Genomic DNA, 25,064 nt, shown 5'->3' on the forward strand with positions numbered 1-25,064 from the left:
TCATCCCTCTCACAGAACCGTACGTACGGACCTCGTATACGGCTCATGCACATTTCCATTCAGCATAATGGCTGAACACATATCCTGTCCTAACGTGTTCAAGATTCACTAATCCAAGGTCGTTAAACCATTGATTTGGCATCGAGTAACTGGCTAATGGACTCGCAGCATTTCTCCAACTATCCATACAGATATACCTGAATGACCCTTCGTAACCTAGCTGTCTTAGCCTGCGGTGGAGTCGGGTCGGTTTTTTCCATAATCGTAATTGGACGCTGCGAAGTCTTCGCCTTAACCACGCGGCCAGTTTCTTAAACTCCCTGTTGGCATTCGCTATTCGAAAGTACTGGCTGAACCCTCTCAGAAGTGGATTCAGTTGTTTAATGACTTCTAACAATGGCTTACCGCCATTGCGTCTTGTCACTCGCTTCAACTTTCCTTTGAACGTCGACATTTTCTTTGGCTGAATACGGCTATAATGGCTACCGATTTCTATTCCAAGGAATTTCACACCTTCGCCGCTGTGCGCTATGTGTGATTTGGTTTCGTTCACCGTTAACTTGAGCTGTTTTTCCAGGACCTTCGTTGCCTGTACTTGCGCATTTTCTGCACCTTTACGGCTGCGACAGAAGATCAGTATGTCGTCGGCATAACGGACTATTCGATGTCCTCGCTTTCGCATCTCTTGATCAAACGCATCCAGATAGATGTTCGCTATCAGTGGGCTTATTACTCCACCTTGCGGACTACCTATCTTGGTATGCTGCCACTCTCCATCAACCATTACGCCACTTTTCAGGAACTGTTTGATGAGCTCCAGTACGCTACTGTCTGTGACTCGTTTCTTAATGCTTTTTAGAATAAGCTCATGATCGAGCTTATCGAAGCACTTCGATAAGTCCATATCTACGACGTGTTGCATTCCGTATCGACGGATGAACATCGTCGCTTTGTTTATAGCATCGTGACAACTTCGATTCGGTCTATACCCAAAGCTGGATGGGTGAAACTGCTCTTCGAAGATTGGGGTTAATAGATCATTTAGAGCTTGTTGGACAACTCTATCCCGTACTGTTGGGATCCCAAGTAATCGCACCCCACCATCATCTTTCGGTATTTCTACCCGTCTGACGGGTTGAGGGGTGTATCGCTTGGTTTTGAGTTCCAGAAGAAGTTGATCTAGGTTATCACTCAGATTTTGGGCGTAGTCGCTTAGGCTCTGCCTATCTATTCCGGCCGCGCCTTTCGCTTTCCACACTTTTTTAAATCCTTTATAGAGTCGCTCTTTGTGGAGCAAGTGACCATATAAACTGTAGTAAACTCTCACCTTTTTCCTTTAGATTGTGTGCCGTGTGGGGACAAATGCTCTCTCACAGTGTTGGTGTATTTCACTCCACTCTCTAGCCTTCTAGCTCAATGGCAATTTACTAGAGTGAGTCAGAGTTACTCCCTTGTACGGTTTCTCGCTTCAGTGCTTTGCTTTCACAAAGACCGAGACGGAATACCTCGATAGCTAATCAACTTGTATACCACTGAAAAAAAACATCTGCTCATCACAGACTTAAAATGTACTTCATCCCTTCGCAACACCAGATTGCTTTTGGCAAAATGTTGTCCCATCAGACGTGTTACTGATGGTCAGCTCAGTTTTATCCTCCACACCATTACTGGGCTTCACCGGCCGAGCTTTACTCACTACTACGGATTCATCTGCCACCTCGCACCAACATAGATCTTGGCTCTCGCCTTGAGTTTATGCTTCCGACGTTTGCTCGGATGTGGTGTCAGGCTTCCCCAGTTACTGCACTGGCTCCCTGTTAACAATGCCACCCTCAAGCACAATCTAGGTCTGATTGAGTATCGGGCTTCACGCTATTTTGCACGCTTACCCACCTAAATTGCCGAATCAGGTTCACTTTCGTTGTGTACTGTTAACTTCCTATCGCTTCCTTCAAACCCTGCCGTTGGCCAGCAACGCCCTTGCGATTCGGATTATCTTCCCCTCAATCAGGGTGATTTAGGCTTCTTTCAGCCTAATGGGTTTGCCAGCTTCGCTGGGCAAACAAAAAGCCCGCTCAATGAGCGGGCTTCGTCAATTTCAAATTAACGTTTATGCATTAGCTTTGATTTTTGCATGCAGCTCTTGTACTGACGTTACGCTGGTTTTCGCATCAGCGGTGTGTCCCATACAAGTAGCAAACGCCGCATTTAGCGTTGTTGTGTAGTTCACTTTTTCTGCCAGTGCGCCACGACGAAGTACTTTAGAGTCTTCAATCGCTTGACGACCTGCTGCCGTGTTCACTATGTAGGTGTACTCGTTGTTCTTGATACGGTCAAGAATGTGAGGACGACCTTCGTGTACTTTGTTTACTAGACGAGGGTTGATGCCCGCTTCACCTAGAATCACAGCGGTACCGTGCGTTGCGTCTAACTGGTAACCCAGTTTCGTTAGCTTAGAAGCTAGGTCAACAACACGCTCTTTGTCGCCTTCACGAACAGAAAGAAGTGCACGACCGCCTTCAGGGTAAATGTTGCCACAACCCAATTCAGCTTTAGAGTATGCTTCAGCAAACGTCGCGCCAACACCCATAACTTCACCAGTAGAGCGCATTTCTGGGCCTAATAGTGGGTCAACACCAGGGAATTTGTTGAATGGCAATACCACTTCTTTTACCGAGTAGTAAGGTGGGATGATCTCTTTAGTAAAGCCTTGAGACTCTAGAGATTGACCTGCCATGACGCGTGCAGCAATCTTAGCAATCGGTGCGCCTGTTGCTTTAGAAACAAATGGGACAGTACGTGCAGCACGTGGGTTAACTTCAATCAAGTAAACTTCGTTGTCTTTAACTGCGAACTGAGTATTCATCAAGCCGCGAACACCTAGCTCAAACGCCAGTTTCTCAACTTGCTCACGCATTACATCTTGGATTTCTTCGCTTAGCGTGTACGCAGGCAAAGAACATGCAGAGTCACCTGAGTGAACACCCGCTTGCTCGATGTGCTCCATGATACCGCCAATTACAACGCGCTCACCATCACAGATAGCATCAACGTCAACTTCAACAGCATCGTCTAGGAAGCTATCAAGTAGAACTGGAGATTCATTCGAAACGCTTACCGCTTCATTGAAGTAACGACGTAAGTCTTGCTCGTCATAGACGATTTCCATCGCACGACCACCCAGTACATACGAAGGACGTACAACCAATGGGAATCCGATTTCGCGAGATTTCTCTACCGCTTGCTCCATTGTTGTTACTGTTGCGTTTTCTGGTTGTAGTAGGCCTAGACGGTCTACAGCAACTTGGAAGCGCTCACGGTCTTCTGCACGGTCGATAGCGTCAGGGCTTGTACCAATGATAGGTACACCCGCCGCTTCTAGAGCGCGTGCCAGTTTAAGTGGCGTTTGACCACCGTACTGAACGATAACGCCTTTTGGCTTCTCAACACGTACGATTGAAAGTACGTCTTCCAGTGTTACTGGTTCGAAGTACAAACGATCCGACGTATCGTAATCAGTAGAAACAGTCTCAGGGTTACAGTTAACCATGATGGTTTCGTAACCGTCTTCACGTAGAGCCAATGATGCATGCACACAACAGTAATCAAACTCGATACCTTGGCCGATACGGTTAGGACCGCCACCCAAGATCATGATCTTGTCTTTGTCTGTCGGTTGAGCTTCACACTCTTCATCGTAAGATGAGTACATGTACGCAGTATCTGAAGAGAACTCAGCCGCACACGTATCTACACGCTTGTAGACAGGGTGAATATCATATTGGTCACGTAGGCGACGAATTTCGCTTTCAGCAACACCTAGAACACTTGAAAGACGCGCATCAGCAAAACCTTTACGTTTCAGCTTATTAAGCACATCTTTGTTCAAGCCAGCAAAACCGCCTGCTTTCACTTGTTGCTCTAACTGAACGATTTCTTCGATTTGCACTAGGAACCAGCGATCGATTTGTGTCAGGTTGAATACCCCATCAACCGACATACCTGCACGGAATGCATCCGCGATGTACCAGATACGCTCTGCGCCCGCTTCTTTTAGCTCATGACGAATTTTCGTAAGTGCGTCTGGAGCGTCTAGGTCAACCATTTCATCAAAGCCGTTCGCGCCAACTTCTAGGCCACGTAACGCTTTTTGCAGTGATTCTTGTTGGTTACGACCAATCGCCATCACTTCACCCACTGACTTCATTTGAGTCGTCAGACGGTCATTTGCACCAGCAAATTTTTCGAAGTTAAAACGAGGGATCTTAGTAACAACGTAGTCAATCGTTGGTTCGAATGACGCTGGAGTCGCGCCGCCAGTGATGTCATTCATTAGCTCGTCAAGCGTAAAGCCTACAGCCAGCTTCGCTGCAATCTTAGCGATTGGGAAACCCGTTGCTTTAGAAGCGAGAGCAGAAGAACGAGATACACGTGGGTTCATCTCGATGATAACCATACGACCATCAGCGGGGTTGATACCAAATTGTACGTTTGAGCCACCAGTTTCAACACCAATCTCACGCAGAACCGCTAGAGATGCATTACGCATTAGCTGATATTCTTTGTCCGTTAGCGTTTGTGCCGGTGCCACTGTGATTGAGTCACCAGTGTGGATACCCATTGGGTCAAAGTTTTCAATAGTACATACGATGATACAGTTGTCGTTTTTATCACGAACCACTTCCATCTCGTACTCTTTCCAACCGATCAATGATTCATCGATTAGAAGCTCGTTGGTTGGTGACAAATCCAAACCACGGCGACAAATTTCTTCGAATTCTTCTTTGTTATAAGCAATACCACCACCAGTACCACCCATCGTAAACGATGGACGAATGATACAAGGGAAGCCAACCATTTCTTGAACTTTATAAGCTTCTTCCATGGTTTTAGCCGTATCAGCAGTCGGACACTCAAGGCCGATAGACTTCATCGCTTTATCAAAACGAGAACGGTCTTCAGCTTTGTCGATTGCGTCAGCCGTTGCGCCAATCATCTCAACGCCGAACTCTTCAAGTACGCCGTGCTTCTCAAGGTCCAATGCACAGTTAAGCGCCGTTTGGCCACCCATAGTAGGTAGAACAGCATCTGGCTTTTCTTTTGCAATGATATTACGTACAACTTCCCAGTGGATAGGTTCGATGTATGTTGCATCGGCCATATCTGGGTCAGTCATGATGGTTGCTGGGTTCGAGTTTACAAGAATTACTCGGTAACCTTCTTCGCGCAGAGCTTTACAAGCTTGAGCACCAGAGTAATCGAACTCACAAGCCTGACCGATAACAATCGGGCCAGCACCTAGAATAAGAACACTTTTAATGTCAGTACGTTTTGGCATTATCTACTACTCCGAATTACGCTGTGTGCTGTTTGATTAGTTCAATAAAGTGGTCGAATAACGGCGCTGCGTCTTCTGGACCAGGGCTTGCTTCTGGGTGACCTTGGAAACTGAACGCTGGCTTATCAGTGCGGTGGATACCTTGCAGTGATCCGTCAAACAATGATTTGTGCGTCGCTCGTAGGTTTTCAGGCAGCGTTGCTTCATCAGCTGCAAAACCGTGGTTTTGCGAAGTAATCATAACCACGTCACGGTCAATATCTTTTACTGGATGGTTAGCACCGTGGTGGCCAAATTTCATTTTTACTGTTTGAGCCCCCGATGCTAAAGCAAGAATTTGGTGGCCAAGACAAATACCGAAAATAGGTAAGTTTTTATCTAGGAACACTTTTGTTGCTTCGATAGCGTAAGTACATGGTTCTGGGTCACCAGGGCCGTTCGATAGGAATACGCCGTCTGGGTTCAGAGCAAGTACTTCTTCAGCTGATGTTTCTGCAGGTACAACCGTTAAGCGGCAACCGCGGTCAACGAGCATGCGTAGGATGTTACGCTTGGCACCGAAGTCGTAAGCAACAACATGGTATGGCAGTTCACTGTCGTCTTTCGCTTCAGGAAGTCCACCCGTAAGCGTCCACGAACCTTGTTTCCATTGATACGCTTCTTTTGTTGTAACCTCTTTCGCAAGATCCATTCCTTTCAAGCCAGGGAATTCTTTTGCTTTAGCCAGAGCTAACGCTTCATCTAAGTTGTTGCCTGCAACAACACAACCATTTTGAGCACCTTTCTCACGCAGAATACGAGTGAGCTTACGCGTATCAATATCAGCGATGCCAACGATGTTTTGCGATTTTAGGTAATCAGAAAGGGTTTGTTCATTGCGGAAATTAGAAGCGATAAGAGGAAGATCGCGAATCACAAGGCCTTGCGCATGAATGGAAGAAGATTCTTCGTCTTCGGAGTTGGTTCCGGTATTGCCAATGTGAGGATAAGTAAGAGTAACGATTTGCTGGGAATAGGAAGGATCAGTAAGGATTTCTTGATACCCCGTCATCGAGGTATTGAAAACTACTTCACCAACAGCTGAACCATCTGCGCCAATGGACTGACCGTGGAACACAGTCCCATCTTCTAGGACTAACAGTGCTGACTTACTCAAGGCAACCTCCAGAATAAAAATGCATTAAAATTGATTTAAATTGCAAATATAACACTTTTAACGCATGAATGCGCAAAATCAGTGAATTTTGACAAATTGGCGATATTCTAGTGATCACTGTGATGTGTGTCAACATTTCTCGTAAAGGAAATTTGTTATTTGCTAATAAAAACTCACTAATTGCCTTTAAGGGCATAAAATCACAACTTTAGTCATATTCAAAGCACTATTCAGAAGCCGAAATTGGGATTTACAAAAAAATGGACGGAGGAAGGAGCTGGATGAGACGTTCAACATTACGCAAACGTTAAAAACACAAGGATAACACCGACATTTAAGCACTAAGTGTTACTTTTTAATTGAAGATACCATAAATACAAGCTAACAGAGCTATTTATTACAACAATAGGTTCGATTACTATAAATTAACATATCAATAGATAGCACTACGCCAGCGTTAAGCTGGCGCATAATTATTTATAACTGCATTTTTCGCGACTAGCGACGGATAGGATTATAATTCGTTTAAACCTAATACATCGGTCATGGTGTAGAAGCCCGCAGGTTTTGCTGCCAACCATACCGCAGCTTTAATTGCACCATTGGCAAAAGTCATTCTATCAGTGGCTTTATGAGTGATCTCTACACGCTCACCAATATCAGCAAACATAGCAGTGTGCTCGCCAACGATATCACCAGCACGAATGGTCGCAAAACCAATTTCGTCTTTAGTTCTTTCACCTGTAATGCCTTCTCGGGCATATACGGCTACGTCGTTTAACTCATTACCCATGGCACCAGCAATTGCCTCACCCATTCCAATAGCCGTACCTGATGGTGCGTCTACCTTATGACGGTGGTGTGCTTCTACGATTTCAACATCGCAGTAATCTCCCATCACTTTGGCGGCTTTCTCAAGCAACTTAAACACCAAGTTCACACCAACACTGTAGTTCGGTGCCATGATGATAGGAATTTCTTTAGAAGCTTGTTCGATTTGCAGCTTCTCTTGTTCAGAAAAACCAGTGGTTCCAATAACAATGGTCTTACCGTGCTGCTTACACAACTCAATGTTCGCCAATGTGCTGCCTGGAGCAGTAAAATCGACAAGAACATCAAATTCATTAACGGCTTTAGCAAAGTCATCCACTAAGGCGACGTTCAAACGACCTTCACCGCTGAGTTCACCAGCATCAACGCCAATTAATGAAGACTCAGGACGTTCAGATGCGGCACCTAAAGTAGCCTCTGAATTAAATACGGTAGCTTTAACTAAGTTACGACCCATACGGCCGGCTGCTCCTGCAATCGCAATTCGAACCATTGCGTTCTTTCTCCATGTGTAATGATGTGATCAATGTAACGTAAATGAACAAAAGTTTCTACTAATTAAAAGTGCTAAGTAGTTTGCCATTAGCGCGATCACTGTCAAATGAATATCTTCTCATCTTTTACTACTCCGCCCCCTTGCTTTTAATACTTAGCTTTTAGTACTTCGCTTTTAGCACTCCGCTTTTAGCACTTCACCTTCAGCGCAAAAAAAAACGGGCTCCCCGAAGGGAACCCGTTTTCACTATGAGAATGCAAAAAGCATTACTTCTTAGTAAGTTTCTCTTTAATACGAGCTGACTTACCAGAACGCTCACGTAGGTAGTACAGTTTGGCACGACGTACTGCACCACGGCGCTTAACTTCGATGCTATCAACGATAGGTGAGTGAGTTTGGAAAGCACGCTCAACGCCTTCGCCGTTCGAAATTTTACGAACAGTGAATGCAGAGTGTAGGCCACGGTTACGAATAGCGATTACAACGCCTTCGAATGCCTGTAGACGCTCACGGTCACCTTCTTTTACTTTTACCTGAACTACAACAGTGTCACCTGGTGCGAATTTAGGTAGGTCTGATTTCATTTGCTCTTCTTCAAGAGCCTTGATGATGTTGCTCATTTTGTAAATTCCTAGAATAAACTGATACTAAAATAAATAGGTTACTTGCTGTCATTACTCGCGAGCTTATGCTCTTTAACGAATTCGGCTAGTAATAGTTCCTGTTCGTCAGTCAGAGCTAGGTTTTCCAGAAGCTCTGGTCTTCTTAGCCAAGTTCGGCCTAACGATTGTTTCAATCGCCAGCGACGAATGTCTTTGTGGTTTCCAGATTTGAGTACCGATGGTATCTCTTCTCCGTCCAACACTTCAGGGCGCGTATAGTGCGGGCAATCTAACAAACCATTTGCAAAAGAATCTTCTTCTGCTGACGCAAAATCTCCAAGTACACCCGGAACAAACCGAGACACTGAATCAATTAACGTCATGGCTGGGATTTCCCCACCCGTCATCACAAAATCGCCAATTGACCATTCCTGATCAACTTCCGCTTGGATGATGCGCTCATCTACCCCTTCATAGCGGCCACATATTAGAACTAGATTCTCGTATGTAGCTAACTCTTCAACACCTTGCTGGTCGAGCTTTCGACCTTGGGGTGAAAGGTAAATCACTTTCGTCGTACCCGGTGATGCATTCTTAGCTGCATGGATAGCATCGCGCAAAGGCTGAACCATCATTAGCATGCCAGGGCCGCCACCGTAAGGTCGGTCATCAACAGTGCGATGTTTGTCTTGAGTGAAATCACGAGGATTCCAAGTCTCTATAGACAAAAGACCTTTTTTAACCGCTTGACCTGTTACCCCGTAATCAGTAACAGAACGGAACATTTCAGGAAATAGGCTAATTACGCCAACCCACATGTGTTCTCTCGCTCTATCTAATGTACGGCTTAGAAGCCAGGATCCCAGTCAACTTCGATCCGTTGAGCTTCGCGATCAACTTTAATGATCACTTGCTCTTCAAGGTACGGGATTAACCGTTCCTTTTGGCCAAAAGCATCTTTAAGATTAGCCTTCACAACCAAAACATCGTTTGAGCCAGTTTCTAGAAGGTCAGTAACCTCACCTAGAGAGTAACCTTTTGTGGTTACCACTTGCATACCAAACAACTCACGCCAGTAGAACTCATCTTCTGACAATTCAGGTAGTGATGCAGGGTTAACAGCAATTTCAAAGTTAGTCAGTAGTTGCGCTTCTTCACGAACTTCTAAACCTTCCAGCTTACACACATAGCCTTGACCATGACGCTTCCAGCTTTCTACTTTGTACTCAACCCACTTGCCTTTTTGGTTTAAATACCAAGGGCTGTAATCAAAAATGTTTTCAGCATTGTCTGTGTAGGAAATAACTTTAAGCCAGCCACGAATGCCATAGGTAGCACCAAACTTGCCCATAACAATTTTTTCGTTTTGCTCACTCATTGTTTCTTTATCCTTCATCGACATAAGCTAATTTCTTCTTATTTAAGTAAGAATTAAGCCGCTTTTTGAGCGTCTTTTACTAGCTTAGCTACGCGGTCAGAAACAGACGCGCCTTGACCAACCCAGTGGTTTACACGGTCTAGGTCTAGACGTAGGCCTTCTTCTTGACCTTGAGCTGTAGGGTTAAAGAAACCTACTTTCTCAATGAAACGGCCAGTTACAGCGTTGCGGCTATCAGCTACTACGATTTGATAAAATGGACGCTTTTTAGCGCCGTGACGTGCCAAACGAATGGTTACCATGTCGTCCTCTTTGCTTTCTCAATAAATAAATTGACCCCAAAAAATGAGTTTTTGGGGTCTCGTGCCAAAATAAAGCCTCGGAATTTTACTCTTATTAGGAGTCAATGCAAGGCTTTTAGCTATTTTTTCACCACTACATGGCAAGTGCTTTTTCAGTGATGAACTTCACGCAATGAGATGATTGTTGGTTCAACTCATTGCGATGAATGCAGTTTTTACGCTTGGTTAGGCGAAATAACGGGGATTAGCGACCGAAGAAACCGCCACCGCCCATTCCACCCATACCGCCACCGCCCATGCCACCCATCATGCCTTGCATGTTACGCATCATGCCTTTCATGCCACCTTTCTGCATTTTCTTCATCATCTTCTGCATCTGGGTGAACTGTTTAAGCATGCGGTTTACATCTTGCACTTGAGTACCAGAGCCTGCAGCAATACGTTTTTTACGAGAGCCTTTAATGAGTTCAGGGCGTAAACGCTCTTTCATTGTCATTGAATTGATCATGGCTTCCATTTGCTTGAACATCTTGTCGTCGACTTTGTCTTTAACATTGTCTGGTAGGTTGCTCATGCCCGGCAGCTTATCCATCATGCCCATCATGCCGCCCATGTTCTGCATTTGGCCTAACTGTTCGCGGAAGTCTTCTAAATCAAAGCCTTTTTTCTCTTTGAATTTCTTCGCCAGTTTTTCAGCTTGGTCAGTATCAACATTGCGTTGCAAATCTTCAATAAGCGACAGTACGTCACCCATACCAAGAATACGCGAAGCGACACGCTCAGGGTGAAACGGTTCTAATGCATCGGTTTTTTCACCAACACCCAAGAACTTGATAGGCTTGCCTGTAATGTGGCGTACAGATAACGCTGCACCACCACGAGCATCACCATCAACCTTAGTTAATATTACACCAGTCAGAGGCAGTGCATCGCCAAAGGCTTTTGCCGTGTTAGCCGCATCTTGACCTGTCATGGCATCAACCACGAATAAGGTTTCGACAGGTGTAATAGCCGCATGAAGCTCTTTGATTTCGCCCATCATGGCTTCATCAATGGCTAAACGACCGGCAGTATCGACAACCAATACGTCGTAGAATTTTTTCTTAGCGTGATCGATAGCTGCATTGGCAATATCCAATGGCTTTTGATCCGCTGAAGATGGGAAGAAATCGACACCGACTTCGCCCGCTAGGGTTTCCAACTGTTTGATCGCCGCAGGGCGGTAAACATCGGCAGAAACAACCAGTACTTTCTTTTTATCACGCTCATTAAGAAGCTTAGACAGTTTAGCAACACTGGTCGTTTTACCGGCACCTTGCAAGCCCGCCATTAAAATGACAGCAGGCGGTTGCGCGGCCAGATCTAGCGCTTCATTCGATTCACCCATGACAGCTTCAAGCTCAGCCTGAACGATCTTAATGAATTCTTGGCCTGGCGTTAGAGATTTAGACACCTCAACACCGACAGCGCCTTCCTTAACGCGTTTCACAAATTCACGAATTACTGGTAATGCAACGTCTGCTTCCAGTAGTGCCATGCGAACTTCGCGTAACGTTTCTTTGATGTTGTCTTCGGTCAGTCGACCTTTACCGCTGATATTTTTCAGCGTTTTGGATAGTCTATCCGTTAAATTCTCAAACATAGTTGTTCGCTCAGTAAATGAGATAATTAAAGTGAGTATACATTAATCGGCCAGATGATTTCAGCAAGTGTCTGTCACAGGAACGCAAGGAATAGGTAGTACGCCACTATGCACTTGGATGTCTCTTGGGTATAATCCCCTATTCTGACAGTCAAAATTGTGAAAAACCATGGAAAGCTTGATCGCCGTTGCAGCCGTAATTCTTTATGCTCTTGCCATCAGTACGATCGTGCCAGGTTTGGCGCATCATACCGGCATCAAGACACGAGCTGTGTTTGCCTGTGCTGTATCTGCACTGTTTTTTCACGCTTGGCTCTTAGGTGACCTTATTCTAAATGGAAGTGGCCAGAATCTTAGTATTCTAAATGTCGCTTCTTTGATCAGCTTCATCATTTCTCTGGTGATGAGTGCTTCCATGTTCAAAACCCGACTGTGGTTTTTACTCCCAGTGGTTTATGGCTTTGCTATTTTAAACCTTTCAGCAGCGACGTTTTTACCCAGTGCTTACATCACGCACTTGGAAAATGCGCCTAAGTTGTTAATGCACATTTCTTTGGCTCTGTTTTCTTACTCAACGCTCACGATTGCGGCTTTATATGCATTGCAACTAGGTTGGCTTGATCACAAGTTAAAAAGTAAAAAGTCACTCGCAATAAATCCTAACCTTCCTCCTTTAATGAAGGTAGAAAGACAACTTTTCAAGATCATCTTAATCGGTACTGTGCTTTTAACGGCTACTTTGATTACTGGCTACTTCTTTGTCGATGATATGTTTATGCAAGGAAAGGCTCATAAGGCCGTTCTCTCTTTCATCGCGTGGATTGTCTATAGTGTATTACTTTGGGGTCACTACCAACAGGGATGGCGCGGCACTCGGGTAACTTGGATTACGGTCGCTGGAGCGACGTTATTAACACTGGCTTATTTTGGAAGCCGTTTTGTGCAAGAGATCATTCTCGGATAAATGTAATTTGCATTTTTGTATCGTTGGCATTTAATTAGTGATGATGACCACGTACATCTATATAGGAACATAAGGACAAAATCAGTTTGGATGACATATCAACGGGCATATTATTTGCCGTGCTCGCTATTCTAATCATCATCTCAGGGTATTTTTCTGGCTCAGAAACAGGGATGATGTCGCTCAACAGATATCGTCTCAAACACCTGTCCAAAGAAGGCCATAAAGGGGCTCGCAGAGTAGAGAAACTGCTCGAACGCCCAGATCGCTTGATCGGCCTCATTCTCATCGGTAACAATCTCGTTAATATCCTAGCATCTGCTATTGCGACTATTATTGGTATGCGCTTATATGGAGATCTCGGGGTTGCGATTGCAACAGGTGCGCTCACCATGGTCGTACTGGTATTTGCAGAAGTCACACCTAAAACCCTTGCAAGCCTCTACCCTGAACGAGTGTCTTACGCCAGTTCAATTGTTTTAAGCATACTAATGAAGTTACTCTCACCTTTAGTCATTTTGGTGAACTTCATTACCAATGGGTTTATTCGTATCTTAGGTATTGAGGCGAAGCATACCAACGAAGATCATTTAAGCTCAGATGAATTACGTACCGTTGTAAACGAAGCGGGTAATCTCATTCCTTTGCGCCACCAGGAGATGCTAGTCTCCATTCTTGATTTAGAAAATGTCACTGTAAACGACATCATGGTGCCAAGAAACGAAATTACGGGCATTGATATTAATGACGACTGGAAATCGATTGTGCGTCAGTTGACACACTCTGCGCACGGTAGGATTGTTTTGTACCGTGACCAGATTGATGAAGTCGTGGGTATGTTACGCATGCGTGAAGCTTATCGAATCATGCTAGAGAAAAATGAATTCACCAAAGAAACCCTACTTCGCTCTGCTGATGAAGTATATTTCATTCCTGAGTCGACACCGCTGAATGTTCAATTACTTAAGTTCCAACGCAATAAACAACGCATTGGTTTAGTGGTTGATGAGTACGGTGATATCAATGGATTGGTGACGTTAGAAGATATTCTTGAAGAGATTGTTGGTGAGTTTACGACGTCAATGACGCCAAGTTTAGCGGAAGAAATTACACCGCAAACTGATGGTAGCTTCCTCATTGAAGGCAGTGCAAACATTCGAGATATCAACAAAGGCCTTAAGTGGGAACTCCCTACCGATGGCCCACGAACCTTAAACGGCCTAATTTTAGAGCACTTAGAAGATATTCCAGAAAGCCACATAAGCATTCGCATTTCGGATCATCCAATGGAAATCATGGATTTCACTGAGAATAAAATTAAGATGGTGAAGGTTTTTCCGTCTAAAGGCTAAAGGCTAAAGGAAGCATAACAAAAACGCTTATATTACAATAATATGAGCGTTTGTTTTTTAAGGTGCGTTAATTAACATTACGCTTAGACGACTCGATTAAGTTCTTCCCCTGCAACAAATGCTTCAATATTTTCAATAACGATTTCACACAAGCGCGTGATTGCACTGTCACTGCCCCATGCAACATGCGGGGTAATAAGCAGATTGGGTAAGTTCGAGTTTTCAACCAATGGATTCGAATCGGGAGCGGGTTCTTGCGTGGCAACATCAAAGCCCGCAGCACCAATTTCCCCCACTTTTAAAGCACGTATTAGCGCGCGTTCATCCACCAGCCCACCACGCCCTGTATTGATAAGAGTCGCATTCGCTTTCATCAACGCAAGTTCTGATTCGCCAATCAAATTCTGAGTCTCATTATTTAGCGGGCAATGTAAGCTAACCACATCCGCTTGCCTCAGTACCTCTTCAAAAGGCAAATAAGCTTCACGGCAATGAGTTTGCCCTTTACGCTCAGCAAACAGAACGTTCATCCCAATCGCTTGAGCCAGTTTTGCGACAGATTGCCCTAATGCGCCTGAACCAATGATCCCCATAGTCGACCCTGCGACATCATTGATGGGGTGAGCCAGAAAGCAAAACTGGCGCGAAACACCCCATTTTCCGGCTTGAACATCTTGATGGTAAGCCAGCAGATTTCGTCTTAGGGTGAATAACATGGCAATGACGTGCTCAGGTACAGAGCGGGTTGCGTACCCTTGCACATTGCACACCGCGATCCCTTGCTTGTGGCAATAATCCAAATCAACGTTGTTAACGCCGGTAGCCGCAACAACAATCAGTTTTAGCTGTTTTGCATTAGCCAAATTACTTTCATCAAGACGGACTTTGTTACTGATAACCACAACAGCATGTTCAATGCGCTGAGCAACCTCTTCAGCAGGAGTGAAAGCATGTTCAAACCATTGATGATCGAAACTCAATTCAGGAAAGTGGATATGTGTCGGGATTGTTTCTCGATCGAGTAAGACGATATTCATTGAATCGTTACCTCCCTGTAACTCTGCACGCATAATTGACGTTATCAGTGGCGCTAATTTTTGGGTAGGGTTTTATAATCCGGTAATTCAGGCGCAAATTCAAATACATTAAGCAACTCAGGTTGTGCTTGTGGATAAAAATCACAAGGAACAAAGATCACTTTTAGTTGATTGGTTGCAGGGTGATAGAAACTCAATTCTGCCGAATGCAATTGTAAGCGATCTGAATACGCTAGCGCTTCATCTTTGGCATAAAACTCATCACCCACAATCGAATGCCCTAATTCCATCATATGAACACGCAGTTGATGAGATCGGCCAGTAATTGGTAATAGACGTACCACGCTGGTTTTATCTTCTCTATCGAGCACTTGATAGCGTGTTTGAGAAGGCTTGCCATGCTCATAACATACTTTCTGCAATGGGCGATTAGGCCAATCACAAATCAAGGGCAAGTCTACTTCGCCGTTATTGTCTATTGGGCTTCCCCAGACTCTGGCATAGTAAATTTTATGAGTTAGACGGTATTGAAATTGCTTTTTTAGATGCCGTTCGGCCTCTTTGTTTTTTGCTAGCAGCATCAACCCAGACGTCGACATATCGAGTCGATGTACCACTTGAATCTCTGGATAAACCGCAACCAAACGACTCCACAAGCTGTCGTAGTGTTCGGCTAAACGACCCGGCACCGACAACAAGCCTGGTGGCTTATTTGCCACAAGGATATCGTCGTCTTCATATTGAATGTCGAGCCAAGGCTCTGTCGGCGGAAGGTATTCAAGCATTGCCATGGCGTTAAAGTTCTCGCGGTAATGAATGAGGAGCTATGACAACTCCTAGGGCTTTATGGGCGAAGAAAAATTAAGAAGTCAGGCGAAAGGTGTGATTCATCTTAGAAGCAAACTCACATCATCTTTCGCCTTTAGCAAAGCGTTCTTAACTCCTCAGCCTTTTTTAATTATGACTAACAACAATCAAGCGTAGCGAATCCAATTGAATTTGAGCACGATTAATCAAACCTGTTAGCTCTTTAATTTGCGCTTCAATGGCTTCAAGTTCTTCATCACGAATGTTCGGGTTTACCACTTTAAGTGCTTGTAAGCGCTCTAGCTCGCCATTAAGGTTTTGCTGCATGTCTTGCATGGCTTGCGCTCTCACTTTTTCAAGTTGAGGCTCAACATGCCCTTCACCCGCTTCAATCAGTTGGTGAACTTGTGCTTGAACTGAGTTCACTAACTTGCTCGCTAAGTGACGATTTACTGGGCTCAATTGACGGTTGAAACCTTCAAACTCAACTTGCTCAGACAGATCGTTACCACGGCCATCCAACATGATGCGAATTGGCGTTTGAGGTAGGAACTGAGAAATACCACTGCGTTTTGGTGCTTGCGCATCCACAAGGTAAACCAACTCCAATAAGATAGTACCCACTGGCAGCGCTTTGTTTTTCAACAAAGATACCGCAGAAGTCCCCACCCCTTCACTCAGTAGTAAGTCGATACCACCTTGGATCATTGGGTGCTCCCAACTCATAAAGTGCATGTCTTCACGAGACAACGCCGTTTCACGATCAAACGTGATGGTTGCGCCTTCATAAGGCAAGCCTGGGTAACTTGGCACCATCATGTGTTCGGATGGTGTCACCACCAAGGCATTTTCGCCTTTATCATCTTGGTTCAAGCCGATCGTGTCGAACAGACCTAAAGCAAACGTCACTAAGTTTGTGTCGCCATCGGTGCTCTCAATTTTTTCGACAATATCGTGAGCACGATCGCCACCGTTTGAGTGCATTTCCAATAAACGATCACGGCCTTGCTCTAACTTAGATTTCAGCTCAAGATTGAGTTTATTCGACTGTTCGATAACGTCATCAAGGCCTTCGCTGTTGCCTGAGGCCAAAATACCCACTAACTGTTCAACAAATTGATCGTAAACGGCACGACCTGTAGGACATGTTTCTCTAAAGGCATTCAAACCTTCATCAAACCAACGCGCTAATGTGCCCTGTGACGTACCTTCTAAGTAAGGCACATAAACATCGATATCACGCTGTTGGCCAATACGGTCTAAACGGCCGATACGCTGTTCAAGTAAGTCAGGGTTGAACGGAAGATCAAACATCACCAATTGGTTGGCAAACTGGAAGTTACGCCCTTCAGATCCAATTTCAGAACAAATCAGAACCTGAGCTCCACCCTCTTCTTGAGCGAAGTAAGCCGACGCTTTATCACGCTCGATAATAGACATGCCTTCATGGAATACGGTCGCACGAATGCCCTCTCGCTCACGCAGTGCTTGCTCAAGCTGAAGTGCCGTATTCGCTCGTGAAGCGATCACCAAGATTTTTTCACTGCGTTTTTCTTTGATCTTTTCAAGCAGCCAATTCACACGGGAGTCAAACTGCCACCATGATGCGCTGTCACCTTCAAACTCTTGGAAAATTTCTTCCGGGTAGAGCATTTTCATAGCACGAGCTTCAGGCTTCATTTGTGCGCCACCCAGCATTCCCGCTACACGCATCGCAGTGGTGTATTGGCTCGGGATCGGCATAGGTAAGATATGAACATTACGTTTAGGGAAGCCTTTGATTGCCGCTCTGGTATTTCTAAACAACACACGACCAGTACCGTGTCTGTCCATAAGGCTGTCAATCAGTTCTTGGCGGACTTTGGCTTTCTCTTCTTCCGCGGAGTCACCTTCAATAATGTTGAACAAGGGCTCTACATCTTGCTCGTGCAACAGTTCCGCAATCTGTTTTTTAGCGTCATTTTCTAGATTTTGACCAGAAAATAGCGTTGTTACTGCATCGGCAACTGGCGCATATTGCGCTTCTTCTTTTACGAATTCTTCGTAGTCGTAGAAACGATCGGAATCAAGCAACCTCAAACGTGCAAAGTGACTCTCGTGGCCAAGTTGCTCTGGTGTTGCGGTCAGCAATAACACACCGTCTGTTCTCTCAGCTAACCCTTCTACCACTTGGTATTCACGGCTTGGTCTTTCTTGACTCCACTCTAGGTGATGTGCTTCATCAACAACCAATAGATCCCAGTCGCCTTCAAGAGCTTGGTCAAAACGCTTTTTACTTTTACGTAAGAAGTCTAAAGAACATAATACGAGTTGTTGCGTATCAAATGGGTTATCGGCTTCTGCATAAGCTTCAACACAACGCTCTTCATCAAAAATAGAGAAGTGCATATTGAAACGACGCATCATCTCCACCAGCCATTGATGCTGGAGAGTTTCTGGCACTAAAATCAAGATACGTTCAGCACGGCCAGACAGTAACTGTTGGTGCATGATCATGCCCGCTTCGATGGTTTTACCAAGACCCACTTCATCGGCAAGTAAAACACGAGGCGCATGACGACGCCCTACTTCGTGGGCAATATAAAGCTGATGAGGGATCAAGCCCGCACGCATACCACACAACCCACGCATCGGGCTCTTATGTTGTTGGAATTGATTTTTAAGTGCACGATAACGCAATACAAAGTTATCCATGCGATCGATTTGACCTGCGTATAACTTGTCTTGTGGCTTGTTGAAACGAATTTGATGGCTTAAGAAGATCTCACGTAATGCCACGTCGCTTTCTTCTGTATCTTGGCGTGTACCAAAATAAGTCAGGATACCTGCATCTTCAGAGACTTCTTCAACTTTTAACGTCCAGCCTTCTTGAGCATCAATCACATCACCGACATTAAACGTTACTCTGGTCACTGGTGCATCGGTGCGAGCGTAAACCCGATTTTCTTCTGATGCCGCAAACATTAGTGTCACTGTACGAGCATCCATTGCGACGACCGTACCAAGACCTAAATCACCCTCTGTATCACTAATCCAGCGTTGACCTAAAGCAAATGCCATGTAATTGACTTCCTCATTTTTATAACTAAATCCACAAGTAAGAATAAGTATATTCGAATCTGGAGTAACTCCAGCCTTACCTGCTCAAAAGGGCGCTAATCTTACTTGATGACGTGATTTAGGTCACGATGAAAGCGAGTAAAATGGCGTTTTTTTTACGCTCTTTCTCATTTGCCATCAAAGTGTAAGAAAGATGTGACAATCCTAAAACAAAGTTCTCACAGGTTTCATATACTAGAACTATGTTCATTTGTTTGGTTAAGCATTTGAACAGGTATCTAAACGGGTTTGAAGTAGACAGCTGTTTAGAAGCATTTTTGAGGTTTAATCTCATTTATGCGCTTGTTTCAGCTTCTGCTCGAATCATTCATTGCAAATACTTGCAAATAAGACTGAGCAATCTGCTGCGGCAGAGAGGAGACGTTTATGGGCGATACCGATAAGAAAATCTTTGTTCTCGATACCAATATCCTTCTACACGAACCTTTCGCTATTTATTCTTTCCAAGAACACGACGTCATCATTCCAATGACGGTACTAGAAGAGCTTGACCGCATTAAAGACAGCAAACGTGACGTTGCCAGAGACGCACGCGTGGCGATTCGCAGCATGGAAAACCTATTCCACGACGCTACGCCAGATCAAATATCAGAAGGTATTCCTCTTCATAAAGACAATCAAAGCAGTGGCACGATCGCCATTTTAGCCGACTTCGAATTACAAGAGACCGTGCGAGCTTTTGCCGATAAGGAAGGCGATAATCGTATTTTAAACGGTGTGATTTATTTACAGAACAAACGTTCCCCTAGAGATGTTGTGCTCATCACCAAAGACATCAACATGAGGCTTCGAGCCAAAGGGGCTGGCGTGCGCTTAGTCGAAGATTACCGCACCGACCAACTGATTGATGACGTGCAGTTCTTAACTAAGGGCTTTCACAAGTACCCTGGCGACTTCTGGCAACAAATTGAAAACGTCGAAAGCAAAAGCTTAGCAGGTAAAACCTTCCATACTTTAGATAAGGAAGAACTTGAAGCAACATTTGTTAATCAATATTTAATTGATGAGAGAAGTGACTTTGCAGGCCGAGTAGATTCCATCGAAGAAGACAAAATCGTCATCAAAGACATTGGACATGAACGCTTAATGCATCGTCAGGCGTGGGATATCAGGCCAAAGAATATCTATCAAGGCATGGCGCTAGATGCACTGCTTGACCCGGACATTGATTTGGTCATCTTAACGGGTGCAGCAGGAAGCGGAAAAACATTGCTTGCCATGGCCGCGGCTTTAGAACAAAACATTGAACACAGTATGTTCGACAAAATTATCGTAACAAGAAATACCCCAGATATTGGTGAGTCGATTGGTTTTTTACCGGGCAGCGAAGAGGAGAAGATGATGCCGTGGCTCGCAGCAATCACGGATACACTCGAAGCCTTGCATAAAAACGATCACTGTACCGAAGGCTCATTAAAATACATCTGCGATAAAGCCAACATTCAATTTAAATCGATCAACTTTATGCGTGGACGATCCATTCAAAATGCATTTGTTTTATTAGATGAGTGCCAAAACTTAACCGCTTCACAAATCAAGACCATCATCACGCGTTGTGGCGAAGGAACGAAAATTGTCTGTTCAGGCAACTTGGCTCAAATTGATTCACCTTACCTAACCCCTGTCACCTCAGGGCTAACGTATATGGTTGAGCGATTTAAAAACTTCCCCGGTAGTGCCAACATTCATCTAAATGGTGTGGTTCGTAGCCGGCTCGCTGAGTTTGCTGAAGAAAATCTATAGTTCATGGCTTTTTGAACCATTGCGCCCAAAACGTTTTGGGCGCATTCACCATCACTCGCCAGCGCGAACAAAAGCACTAAGGTGTGGATTGTTGTGGTTTTGAGTCAATTCCTCAATGGTGCCCACACTTTCTACCTCACCATTACGCATAAAGGCAAATTGACTCGCAATCGCCTTCGCGTCACTAATATGGTGTGTCACCATCACGATGGTAATCCCTTTTTCTACGGCGAGCCTTTTCACCAGCTCCAGCATGTCTTCTCGAATAACGGGATCGAGTGCGGAAAATGGCTCATCGAGCAGCCAAATAGGGTGAGGCTGAACAAAGCATCGAGCTAAAGCAACCCGTTGCTTTTGACCTCCTGACAGTTGCTCTGGTAATCGGTCTAGATAGCTTTCAATCCCGACAAGTTCCGCCGCATCGCTCACCTGCTGGTGCTGCGCTTGCGAGAGCTTAAGGCCTGGATGCAAACCAAGGCCAATGTTTTCTCGTATAGTGAGATGAGCAAATAGGTTATGCTCTTGAAATAGCATTGAAAGCGGTCGTTGGTGTGGCAATCGCCCCAACAAACTCGTTTGATCAACGCTGATCTCACCGCTGCTAGGCTCAATAAAACCAGCAACCAATGCCAGTAAAGTCGACTTCCCGGCGCCACTTGGGCCCATAAGAGCGACAATGTCTCCTTGGTCAGCCTGCAAGTTAAACGTAAACAGTTCTTGCTGGTATTGGTAATTGACCTTCGTTAACTCAAGCATTGCCACGGGTGGCCTCCGTTTTTAATAATCGTTCGATGATGACAAAACTCAATACGCTCACAATTAAAAGACTCAAAGAAACGGCTGCCGCCGCATCCATTTGGTAACTGCCTAGCATTTGAAAAAGATACAAGGGCAAGGTTCTAAACTCTTGGCCACCAAATAATGCGATGGCACTGAGATCCCCTATTGATAACATAAAGCTGATCGCAAGCGCATGAGCAATCGGCTTACGTAAGGCTCGCCATTCCATCAATTTCAAATGGTGCCAGCCCGTCACACCCAAGCTTGCGGTTAAGTACTGATATTGTTGCACCAATTGAAACATCGGCTGAGCGAGTGTTTTAATCACGTACGGCAAGGCCATCAAACTGTTTACCGCTATCACCACCCAAAATGCGACGCTAAATACATCGGTAATGCTTCGCATCAACAAAAACAAACCGGTACTCACGACTAAACCGGGCGTAACCAGAATGATCGTACCTATTAGTTCGATTTTGTCGGCTTTGAATGTTTTTCCGGTTAAACGCCACATTCGACTGGTTGCTAAAATCATCGAACCTAACGTCAGGGCGCCAATGCTCGCAAGTATGGCGACTTGCAACGATGCGGCCAGTGCCTGCCAAAAGTGCCCGTCCAATAACACCGCTAACGCGCTCGGATTGATGCCACTTATCACCACCATCAACAAAGGGGGAATAACCAACAATACCGAGGCCAATATCCAAAACCCGTCCCATAGCTTCGCTAACTTGCTGTCTCGCCTGAATGCCGACGAGCTTTGTGATGATCCTAAATACGTTGGCTGCGGCTTTGCTAGCTTTTGAATCGCCAAAGCCAAGAGCCCACACAACAACATTTGCCATATGGCTAATAGAGCGCCAGCTTGAAGATCAAAATCAAACTTAATCGCTTGATATATGGCTAATTCAATCGTGGTCGATTTCGGCCCACCGCCCAATGCCATGACGGTCGCAAAACTGGTAAAACACAGCATAAAAACAAGACCACACACGTGTGGCAACTGTTGCTTTAATCTAGGCCACTCTACCCAACAAAATTTTTGCCAGTGATTCATGCCTAGATGTGCGCATAGTTTGTGTTGCTCGTACGGAATGCCTTCCAATGACTGCACTAACAGACGTGTAGCGTAAGGCAAATTAAAGAAAAGGTGCGCCAATAAGATGCCGTTTAATCCATAGATAGAAAAGCCTGGATCGACTCCTAACCACTTAAACCCACCGACTAATAAGCCACTGTTACCATAAATAGCGAGCAAGCCAAACACCCCAACCAAGACGGGTAACACCAAGGTACTGGCAAACAATTTGAGTAGCAGGCTTTTGCCAAAAAACTGCCTTTTTGAAATGGCCTGAGCGACAGGTACTGCAAAACCCACACTGAGTAACGTCGACAAAAAGGCTTGGTAGAAACTAAATTGAGTCACATGGCGATAGTAAGGGTCGTTCCAGATGTAGCTTGGATCAAGAGAGGGAGCATGCAGTAATAATGCGCTCAAGGCGGCGGTAACAAAAAAGGCAATGCCAATAGCAGCAATGATGCCCGACTTAGGAACACGTCTGATCACGACAGGTCGCTTATAGTAAGAAGTGAGCTGCGCATTATGCACAGCTCAAACAAGATTAAAAACAGAAATTAACCCAACGAGAATCGGAAACGAATAACGATACTAGTTAGTTAACGCACTTTGCCACTCACGCACCCAGCTTCTACGCTGTTTAGCGATCTCTTCGGACGAGAAAGACAACGCTTTACTTGGAACAGAAAGCGCATCATACCCTTTTGGCAGCTCAACATCCGTTGCTGGGTACATCCAGTTACCAGTAGGCATGGCAGATTGGAATTCCGAACTTAAGATAAATTGCATAAACTGCTCACTTAACTCCGGGTTTTTGCTGGCTTTTACTTTTGCAGCCACTTCAACTTGAGTGTAATGACCTTCAGAAAAGCTTGCGGCTGCGTACTTTTCATCTTGCTCTGCAATAATGTGATAAGCAGGAGAAGTTGTGTAAGACAACACCATGTCAGACTCCCCCTTCAAGAACATGTTATACGCTTCTGACCAACCTTTCGTTACGGTTACCGTTTTCTTTGCTAACTGCTGCCACGCGTCACTGACGTTTTCGCCATACACGGATTTCATCCATAACATCAGGCCTTGCCCCGGAGTTGAGGTGCGAGGATCTTGATAAATGATATTAAGATCGTCTCGTTGCTCAACCAGCTCTTTTAAGCTTTTCGGTGGGTTCTTTAGTGTTTCTTTATTGTATACAAAAGCAAAGTAGCCAAAGTCATACGGTACGAAAGTCGTATCTTGCCATCCACCAGGAACAATGACAGCTGATGTATCTACGCTGTGCTCAGCTAACAGACCCGTTTTCTTAGCTTCTGCCATTAGGTTATTATCAAGCCCTAGCAGTACATCCGCTTTACTGTTATTTCCTTCCAAACGTAAACGGTTCAAAATGGTCACGCCATCATCCAAGGCAACCAAGTTAAGAGTACAGTCACATTGTGCTTCAAACGCTTTTTTAACCGCCGGACCAGGCCCCCAGTCGGCAGCAAATGAATCGTAAGTATAAACGGTTAGCGTATCGGTATTCGCCATTGCGAATGGGGAAATCAGTGTAGCTACAGCTACTGACATCAGTGTTTTGTTCACAGCTCGCTCCTATCCTTTATGAGTGAGCGGCACAGGGGTTGAGGTGAAAGGTTCAAGCTCAATTCCTACGCCAGCATTATCTGGTTCAGGTATACGGGTATGATTCTCAGCGTCGGCAACATGCCTCAGCACCCCGAGAGTTTTGGTTTGATGAGTATCAAACGTTGCAGCATTGTAAACTGTTCTACATCATTGAGCTATATGCATTGCTACTCAATCATTAAGATGGCCTTTGGTCGTAACCCCAACGTGGTACCATTTTTTGTTCAACACCAAGATGATCTAATATTCTAGCAACCATAAAATCAACTAAGTCATCAATCGACTTCGGTTGATGATAAAAGCCAGGAGCGGCAGGCATGATGGTGACACCAAGTTGAGACAGTTTATGCATGTTTTCTAGGTGCAACGTCGAAAATGGCGTTTCACGCACCACCAGCAAGAGCTGGCCCCGTTCTTTCATCACTACATCAGCGGCACGCTCTATCAAATTATCAGACATCCCATGGGCAATGGCAGCAACACTACCAGCACTGCAAGGGCAAACCACCATTTGCTTTGGAGCAGCAGAGCCCGAAGCAACCGGTGAAAACCAATCGTCTTTACCACATACCACCAACTTTTCAGGGTCGCAGTGTAGGTGTTCAACTAACGCTCGTTTAGCTGCGTCAGGACCACTTGGCAGCTTTAAACCGTGTTCTGTTGCCAGTACAACTCGTGCCGCCGATGAAATAAGCAGGAAAACTTGGAAGTCAGCCGCTAATAAACATTCAAGCAGTCTCAATCCGTAAGGAGCCCCAGAGGCTCCAGTAAATGCCAAGGTGATGGATTTTTGATCGTTGTTCATGATTGCC

The 25,064-nt window shown here is 45.0% G+C and carries 19 protein-coding genes; 3 read left to right on the forward strand and 16 right to left on the reverse strand.

Going from position 1 to position 25,064, the window contains the following annotated elements; genetic code table 11:
• Positions 1–43: 43 nt before the first annotated feature.
• From ltrA to ffh, 9 genes are all read right to left on the reverse strand, one after another.
• Entirely contained in the window at positions 44–1,327 is a 1,284-nt protein-coding gene (gene ltrA / locus VTAP4600_RS12345) for a group II intron reverse transcriptase/maturase (RefSeq protein ID WP_102523064.1), read from the reverse strand.
• 783 nt (positions 1,328–2,110) lie between these two features.
• Entirely contained in the window at positions 2,111–5,338 is a 3,228-nt protein-coding gene (gene carB, locus VTAP4600_RS12350) for a carbamoyl-phosphate synthase large subunit (RefSeq protein ID WP_102523065.1), read from the reverse strand.
• A 16-nt stretch (positions 5,339–5,354) separates the two neighbouring features.
• Complete coding sequence (gene carA, locus VTAP4600_RS12355; protein ID WP_102523066.1) at positions 5,355–6,494, reverse strand: glutamine-hydrolyzing carbamoyl-phosphate synthase small subunit; 1,140 nt, start codon at positions 6,492–6,494, stop codon at positions 5,355–5,357.
• A gap of 514 nt (positions 6,495–7,008) precedes the next feature.
• Entirely contained in the window at positions 7,009–7,818 is an 810-nt protein-coding gene (gene dapB / locus VTAP4600_RS12360; protein ID WP_102523067.1) for a 4-hydroxy-tetrahydrodipicolinate reductase, read from the reverse strand.
• Between the two features lie 269 nt (positions 7,819–8,087).
• Positions 8,088–8,441 (reverse strand): 50S ribosomal protein L19, encoded by a 354-nt coding sequence (rplS, locus tag VTAP4600_RS12365; RefSeq protein ID WP_102523068.1) that lies wholly within the window; start codon positions 8,439–8,441, stop codon positions 8,088–8,090.
• 41 nt (positions 8,442–8,482) lie between these two features.
• Complete coding sequence (gene trmD / locus VTAP4600_RS12370; protein WP_102523069.1) at positions 8,483–9,241, reverse strand: tRNA (guanosine(37)-N1)-methyltransferase TrmD; 759 nt, start codon at positions 9,239–9,241, stop codon at positions 8,483–8,485.
• A 29-nt stretch (positions 9,242–9,270) separates the two neighbouring features.
• Positions 9,271–9,825: a ribosome maturation factor RimM gene (gene rimM, locus VTAP4600_RS12375; protein WP_102523070.1), complete on the reverse strand. Its 555-nt coding sequence runs from the start codon at positions 9,823–9,825 to the stop codon at positions 9,271–9,273.
• Between the two features lie 29 nt (positions 9,826–9,854).
• Positions 9,855–10,103 carry a 30S ribosomal protein S16 gene (rpsP, locus tag VTAP4600_RS12380; RefSeq protein WP_102523071.1) on the reverse strand — a complete coding sequence of 83 codons (249 nt, stop codon included), beginning with the start codon at positions 10,101–10,103 and terminating at the stop codon, positions 9,855–9,857.
• A 244-nt stretch (positions 10,104–10,347) separates the two neighbouring features.
• On the reverse strand, positions 10,348–11,745 hold the full coding sequence (ffh, locus tag VTAP4600_RS12385; RefSeq protein ID WP_102523072.1) for a signal recognition particle protein: 1,398 nt from the start codon (positions 11,743–11,745) through the stop codon (positions 10,348–10,350).
• A 169-nt stretch (positions 11,746–11,914) separates the two neighbouring features.
• Between ffh and VTAP4600_RS12390 the strand changes: the two genes are divergently transcribed.
• The gene (locus VTAP4600_RS12390) at positions 11,915–12,709 is read left to right on the forward strand and encodes a cytochrome C assembly family protein (RefSeq protein WP_102523073.1); all 795 of its coding nucleotides are present in this window, start codon (positions 11,915–11,917) and stop codon (positions 12,707–12,709) included.
• An 86-nt stretch (positions 12,710–12,795) separates the two neighbouring features.
• Positions 12,796–14,061 (forward strand): HlyC/CorC family transporter, encoded by a 1,266-nt coding sequence (locus tag VTAP4600_RS12395; RefSeq protein ID WP_102523074.1) that lies wholly within the window; start codon positions 12,796–12,798, stop codon positions 14,059–14,061.
• 83 nt (positions 14,062–14,144) lie between these two features.
• Here VTAP4600_RS12395 and VTAP4600_RS12400 read toward each other — a convergent pair whose 3' ends face one another.
• The 3 genes from VTAP4600_RS12400 to rapA form a co-directional block, all read right to left on the reverse strand.
• Entirely contained in the window at positions 14,145–15,098 is a 954-nt protein-coding gene (locus tag VTAP4600_RS12400) for a D-2-hydroxyacid dehydrogenase (RefSeq protein ID WP_102523075.1), read from the reverse strand.
• A gap of 53 nt (positions 15,099–15,151) precedes the next feature.
• On the reverse strand, positions 15,152–15,889 hold the full coding sequence (gene rluA / locus VTAP4600_RS12405) for a bifunctional tRNA pseudouridine(32) synthase/23S rRNA pseudouridine(746) synthase RluA (protein WP_102523076.1): 738 nt from the start codon (positions 15,887–15,889) through the stop codon (positions 15,152–15,154).
• A 163-nt stretch (positions 15,890–16,052) separates the two neighbouring features.
• A complete protein-coding gene (gene rapA, locus VTAP4600_RS12410) occupies positions 16,053–18,965 on the reverse strand; it encodes an RNA polymerase-associated protein RapA (RefSeq protein WP_102523077.1) in 2,913 nt (970 codons plus the stop codon).
• A 426-nt stretch (positions 18,966–19,391) separates the two neighbouring features.
• On the opposite strand from rapA, the gene VTAP4600_RS12420 reads away from it, so the two are divergent.
• Positions 19,392–20,768, forward strand: coding sequence for a PhoH family protein (locus VTAP4600_RS12420; protein ID WP_102523079.1), 1,377 nt, complete (start codon positions 19,392–19,394; stop codon positions 20,766–20,768).
• 51 nt (positions 20,769–20,819) lie between these two features.
• Here VTAP4600_RS12420 and thiQ read toward each other — a convergent pair whose 3' ends face one another.
• The 4 genes from thiQ to VTAP4600_RS12440 all read right to left on the reverse strand — a co-directional run bounded on the left by thiQ (position 20,820) and on the right by VTAP4600_RS12440 (position 25,057).
• Entirely contained in the window at positions 20,820–21,524 is a 705-nt protein-coding gene (gene thiQ, locus VTAP4600_RS12425) for a thiamine ABC transporter ATP-binding protein (RefSeq protein WP_102523983.1), read from the reverse strand.
• The gene (thiP, locus tag VTAP4600_RS12430) at positions 21,517–23,112 is read right to left on the reverse strand and encodes a thiamine/thiamine pyrophosphate ABC transporter permease ThiP (RefSeq protein ID WP_102523982.1); all 1,596 of its coding nucleotides are present in this window, start codon (positions 23,110–23,112) and stop codon (positions 21,517–21,519) included. The genes thiQ and thiP overlap by 8 nt, the downstream gene beginning before the upstream one ends.
• A 105-nt stretch (positions 23,113–23,217) precedes the next feature.
• On the reverse strand, positions 23,218–24,195 hold the full coding sequence (thiB, locus tag VTAP4600_RS12435; protein WP_415239688.1) for a thiamine ABC transporter substrate binding subunit: 978 nt from the start codon (positions 24,193–24,195) through the stop codon (positions 23,218–23,220).
• 235 nt (positions 24,196–24,430) lie between these two features.
• Positions 24,431–25,057 (reverse strand): flavin prenyltransferase UbiX, encoded by a 627-nt coding sequence (locus VTAP4600_RS12440; RefSeq protein ID WP_102523081.1) that lies wholly within the window; start codon positions 25,055–25,057, stop codon positions 24,431–24,433.
• Positions 25,058–25,064: the final 7 nt, after the last annotated feature.

The organism is Vibrio tapetis subsp. tapetis (genome assembly GCF_900233005.1).
GTDB lineage: Bacteria > Pseudomonadota > Gammaproteobacteria > Enterobacterales > Vibrionaceae > Vibrio > Vibrio tapetis.

Excerpts from the sequence above, each read along its gene's own strand:
- thiQ (WP_102523983.1), bottom strand. The coding sequence starts at position 21,524 with ATGCTTGAGTTAACGAAGGTCAATTACCAATACCAGCAAGAACTGTTT.
- trmD (WP_102523069.1), bottom strand. The coding sequence starts at position 9,241 with ATGTGGGTTGGCGTAATTAGCCTATTTCCTGAAATGTTCCGTTCTGTT.
- VTAP4600_RS12390 (WP_102523073.1), top strand. The coding sequence starts at position 11,915 with ATGGAAAGCTTGATCGCCGTTGCAGCCGTAATTCTTTATGCTCTTGCC.
- rplS (WP_102523068.1), bottom strand. The coding sequence starts at position 8,441 with ATGAGCAACATCATCAAGGCTCTTGAAGAAGAGCAAATGAAATCAGAC.
- dapB (WP_102523067.1), bottom strand. The coding sequence starts at position 7,818 with ATGGTTCGAATTGCGATTGCAGGAGCAGCCGGCCGTATGGGTCGTAAC.
- VTAP4600_RS12400 (WP_102523075.1), bottom strand. The coding sequence starts at position 15,098 with ATGAATATCGTCTTACTCGATCGAGAAACAATCCCGACACATATCCAC.
- rimM (WP_102523070.1), bottom strand. The coding sequence starts at position 9,825 with ATGTCGATGAAGGATAAAGAAACAATGAGTGAGCAAAACGAAAAAATT.
- rapA (WP_102523077.1), bottom strand. The coding sequence starts at position 18,965 with ATGGCATTTGCTTTAGGTCAACGCTGGATTAGTGATACAGAGGGTGAT.
- rpsP (WP_102523071.1), bottom strand. The coding sequence starts at position 10,103 with ATGGTAACCATTCGTTTGGCACGTCACGGCGCTAAAAAGCGTCCATTT.
- rluA (WP_102523076.1), bottom strand. The coding sequence starts at position 15,889 with ATGGCAATGCTTGAATACCTTCCGCCGACAGAGCCTTGGCTCGACATT.
- thiB (WP_415239688.1), bottom strand. The coding sequence starts at position 24,195 with ATGTCAGTAGCTGTAGCTACACTGATTTCCCCATTCGCAATGGCGAAT.
- VTAP4600_RS12420 (WP_102523079.1), top strand. The coding sequence starts at position 19,392 with ATGGGCGATACCGATAAGAAAATCTTTGTTCTCGATACCAATATCCTT.
- ffh (WP_102523072.1), bottom strand. The coding sequence starts at position 11,745 with ATGTTTGAGAATTTAACGGATAGACTATCCAAAACGCTGAAAAATATC.
- carB (WP_102523065.1), bottom strand. The coding sequence starts at position 5,338 with ATGCCAAAACGTACTGACATTAAAAGTGTTCTTATTCTAGGTGCTGGC.
- VTAP4600_RS12440 (WP_102523081.1), bottom strand. The coding sequence starts at position 25,057 with ATGAACAACGATCAAAAATCCATCACCTTGGCATTTACTGGAGCCTCT.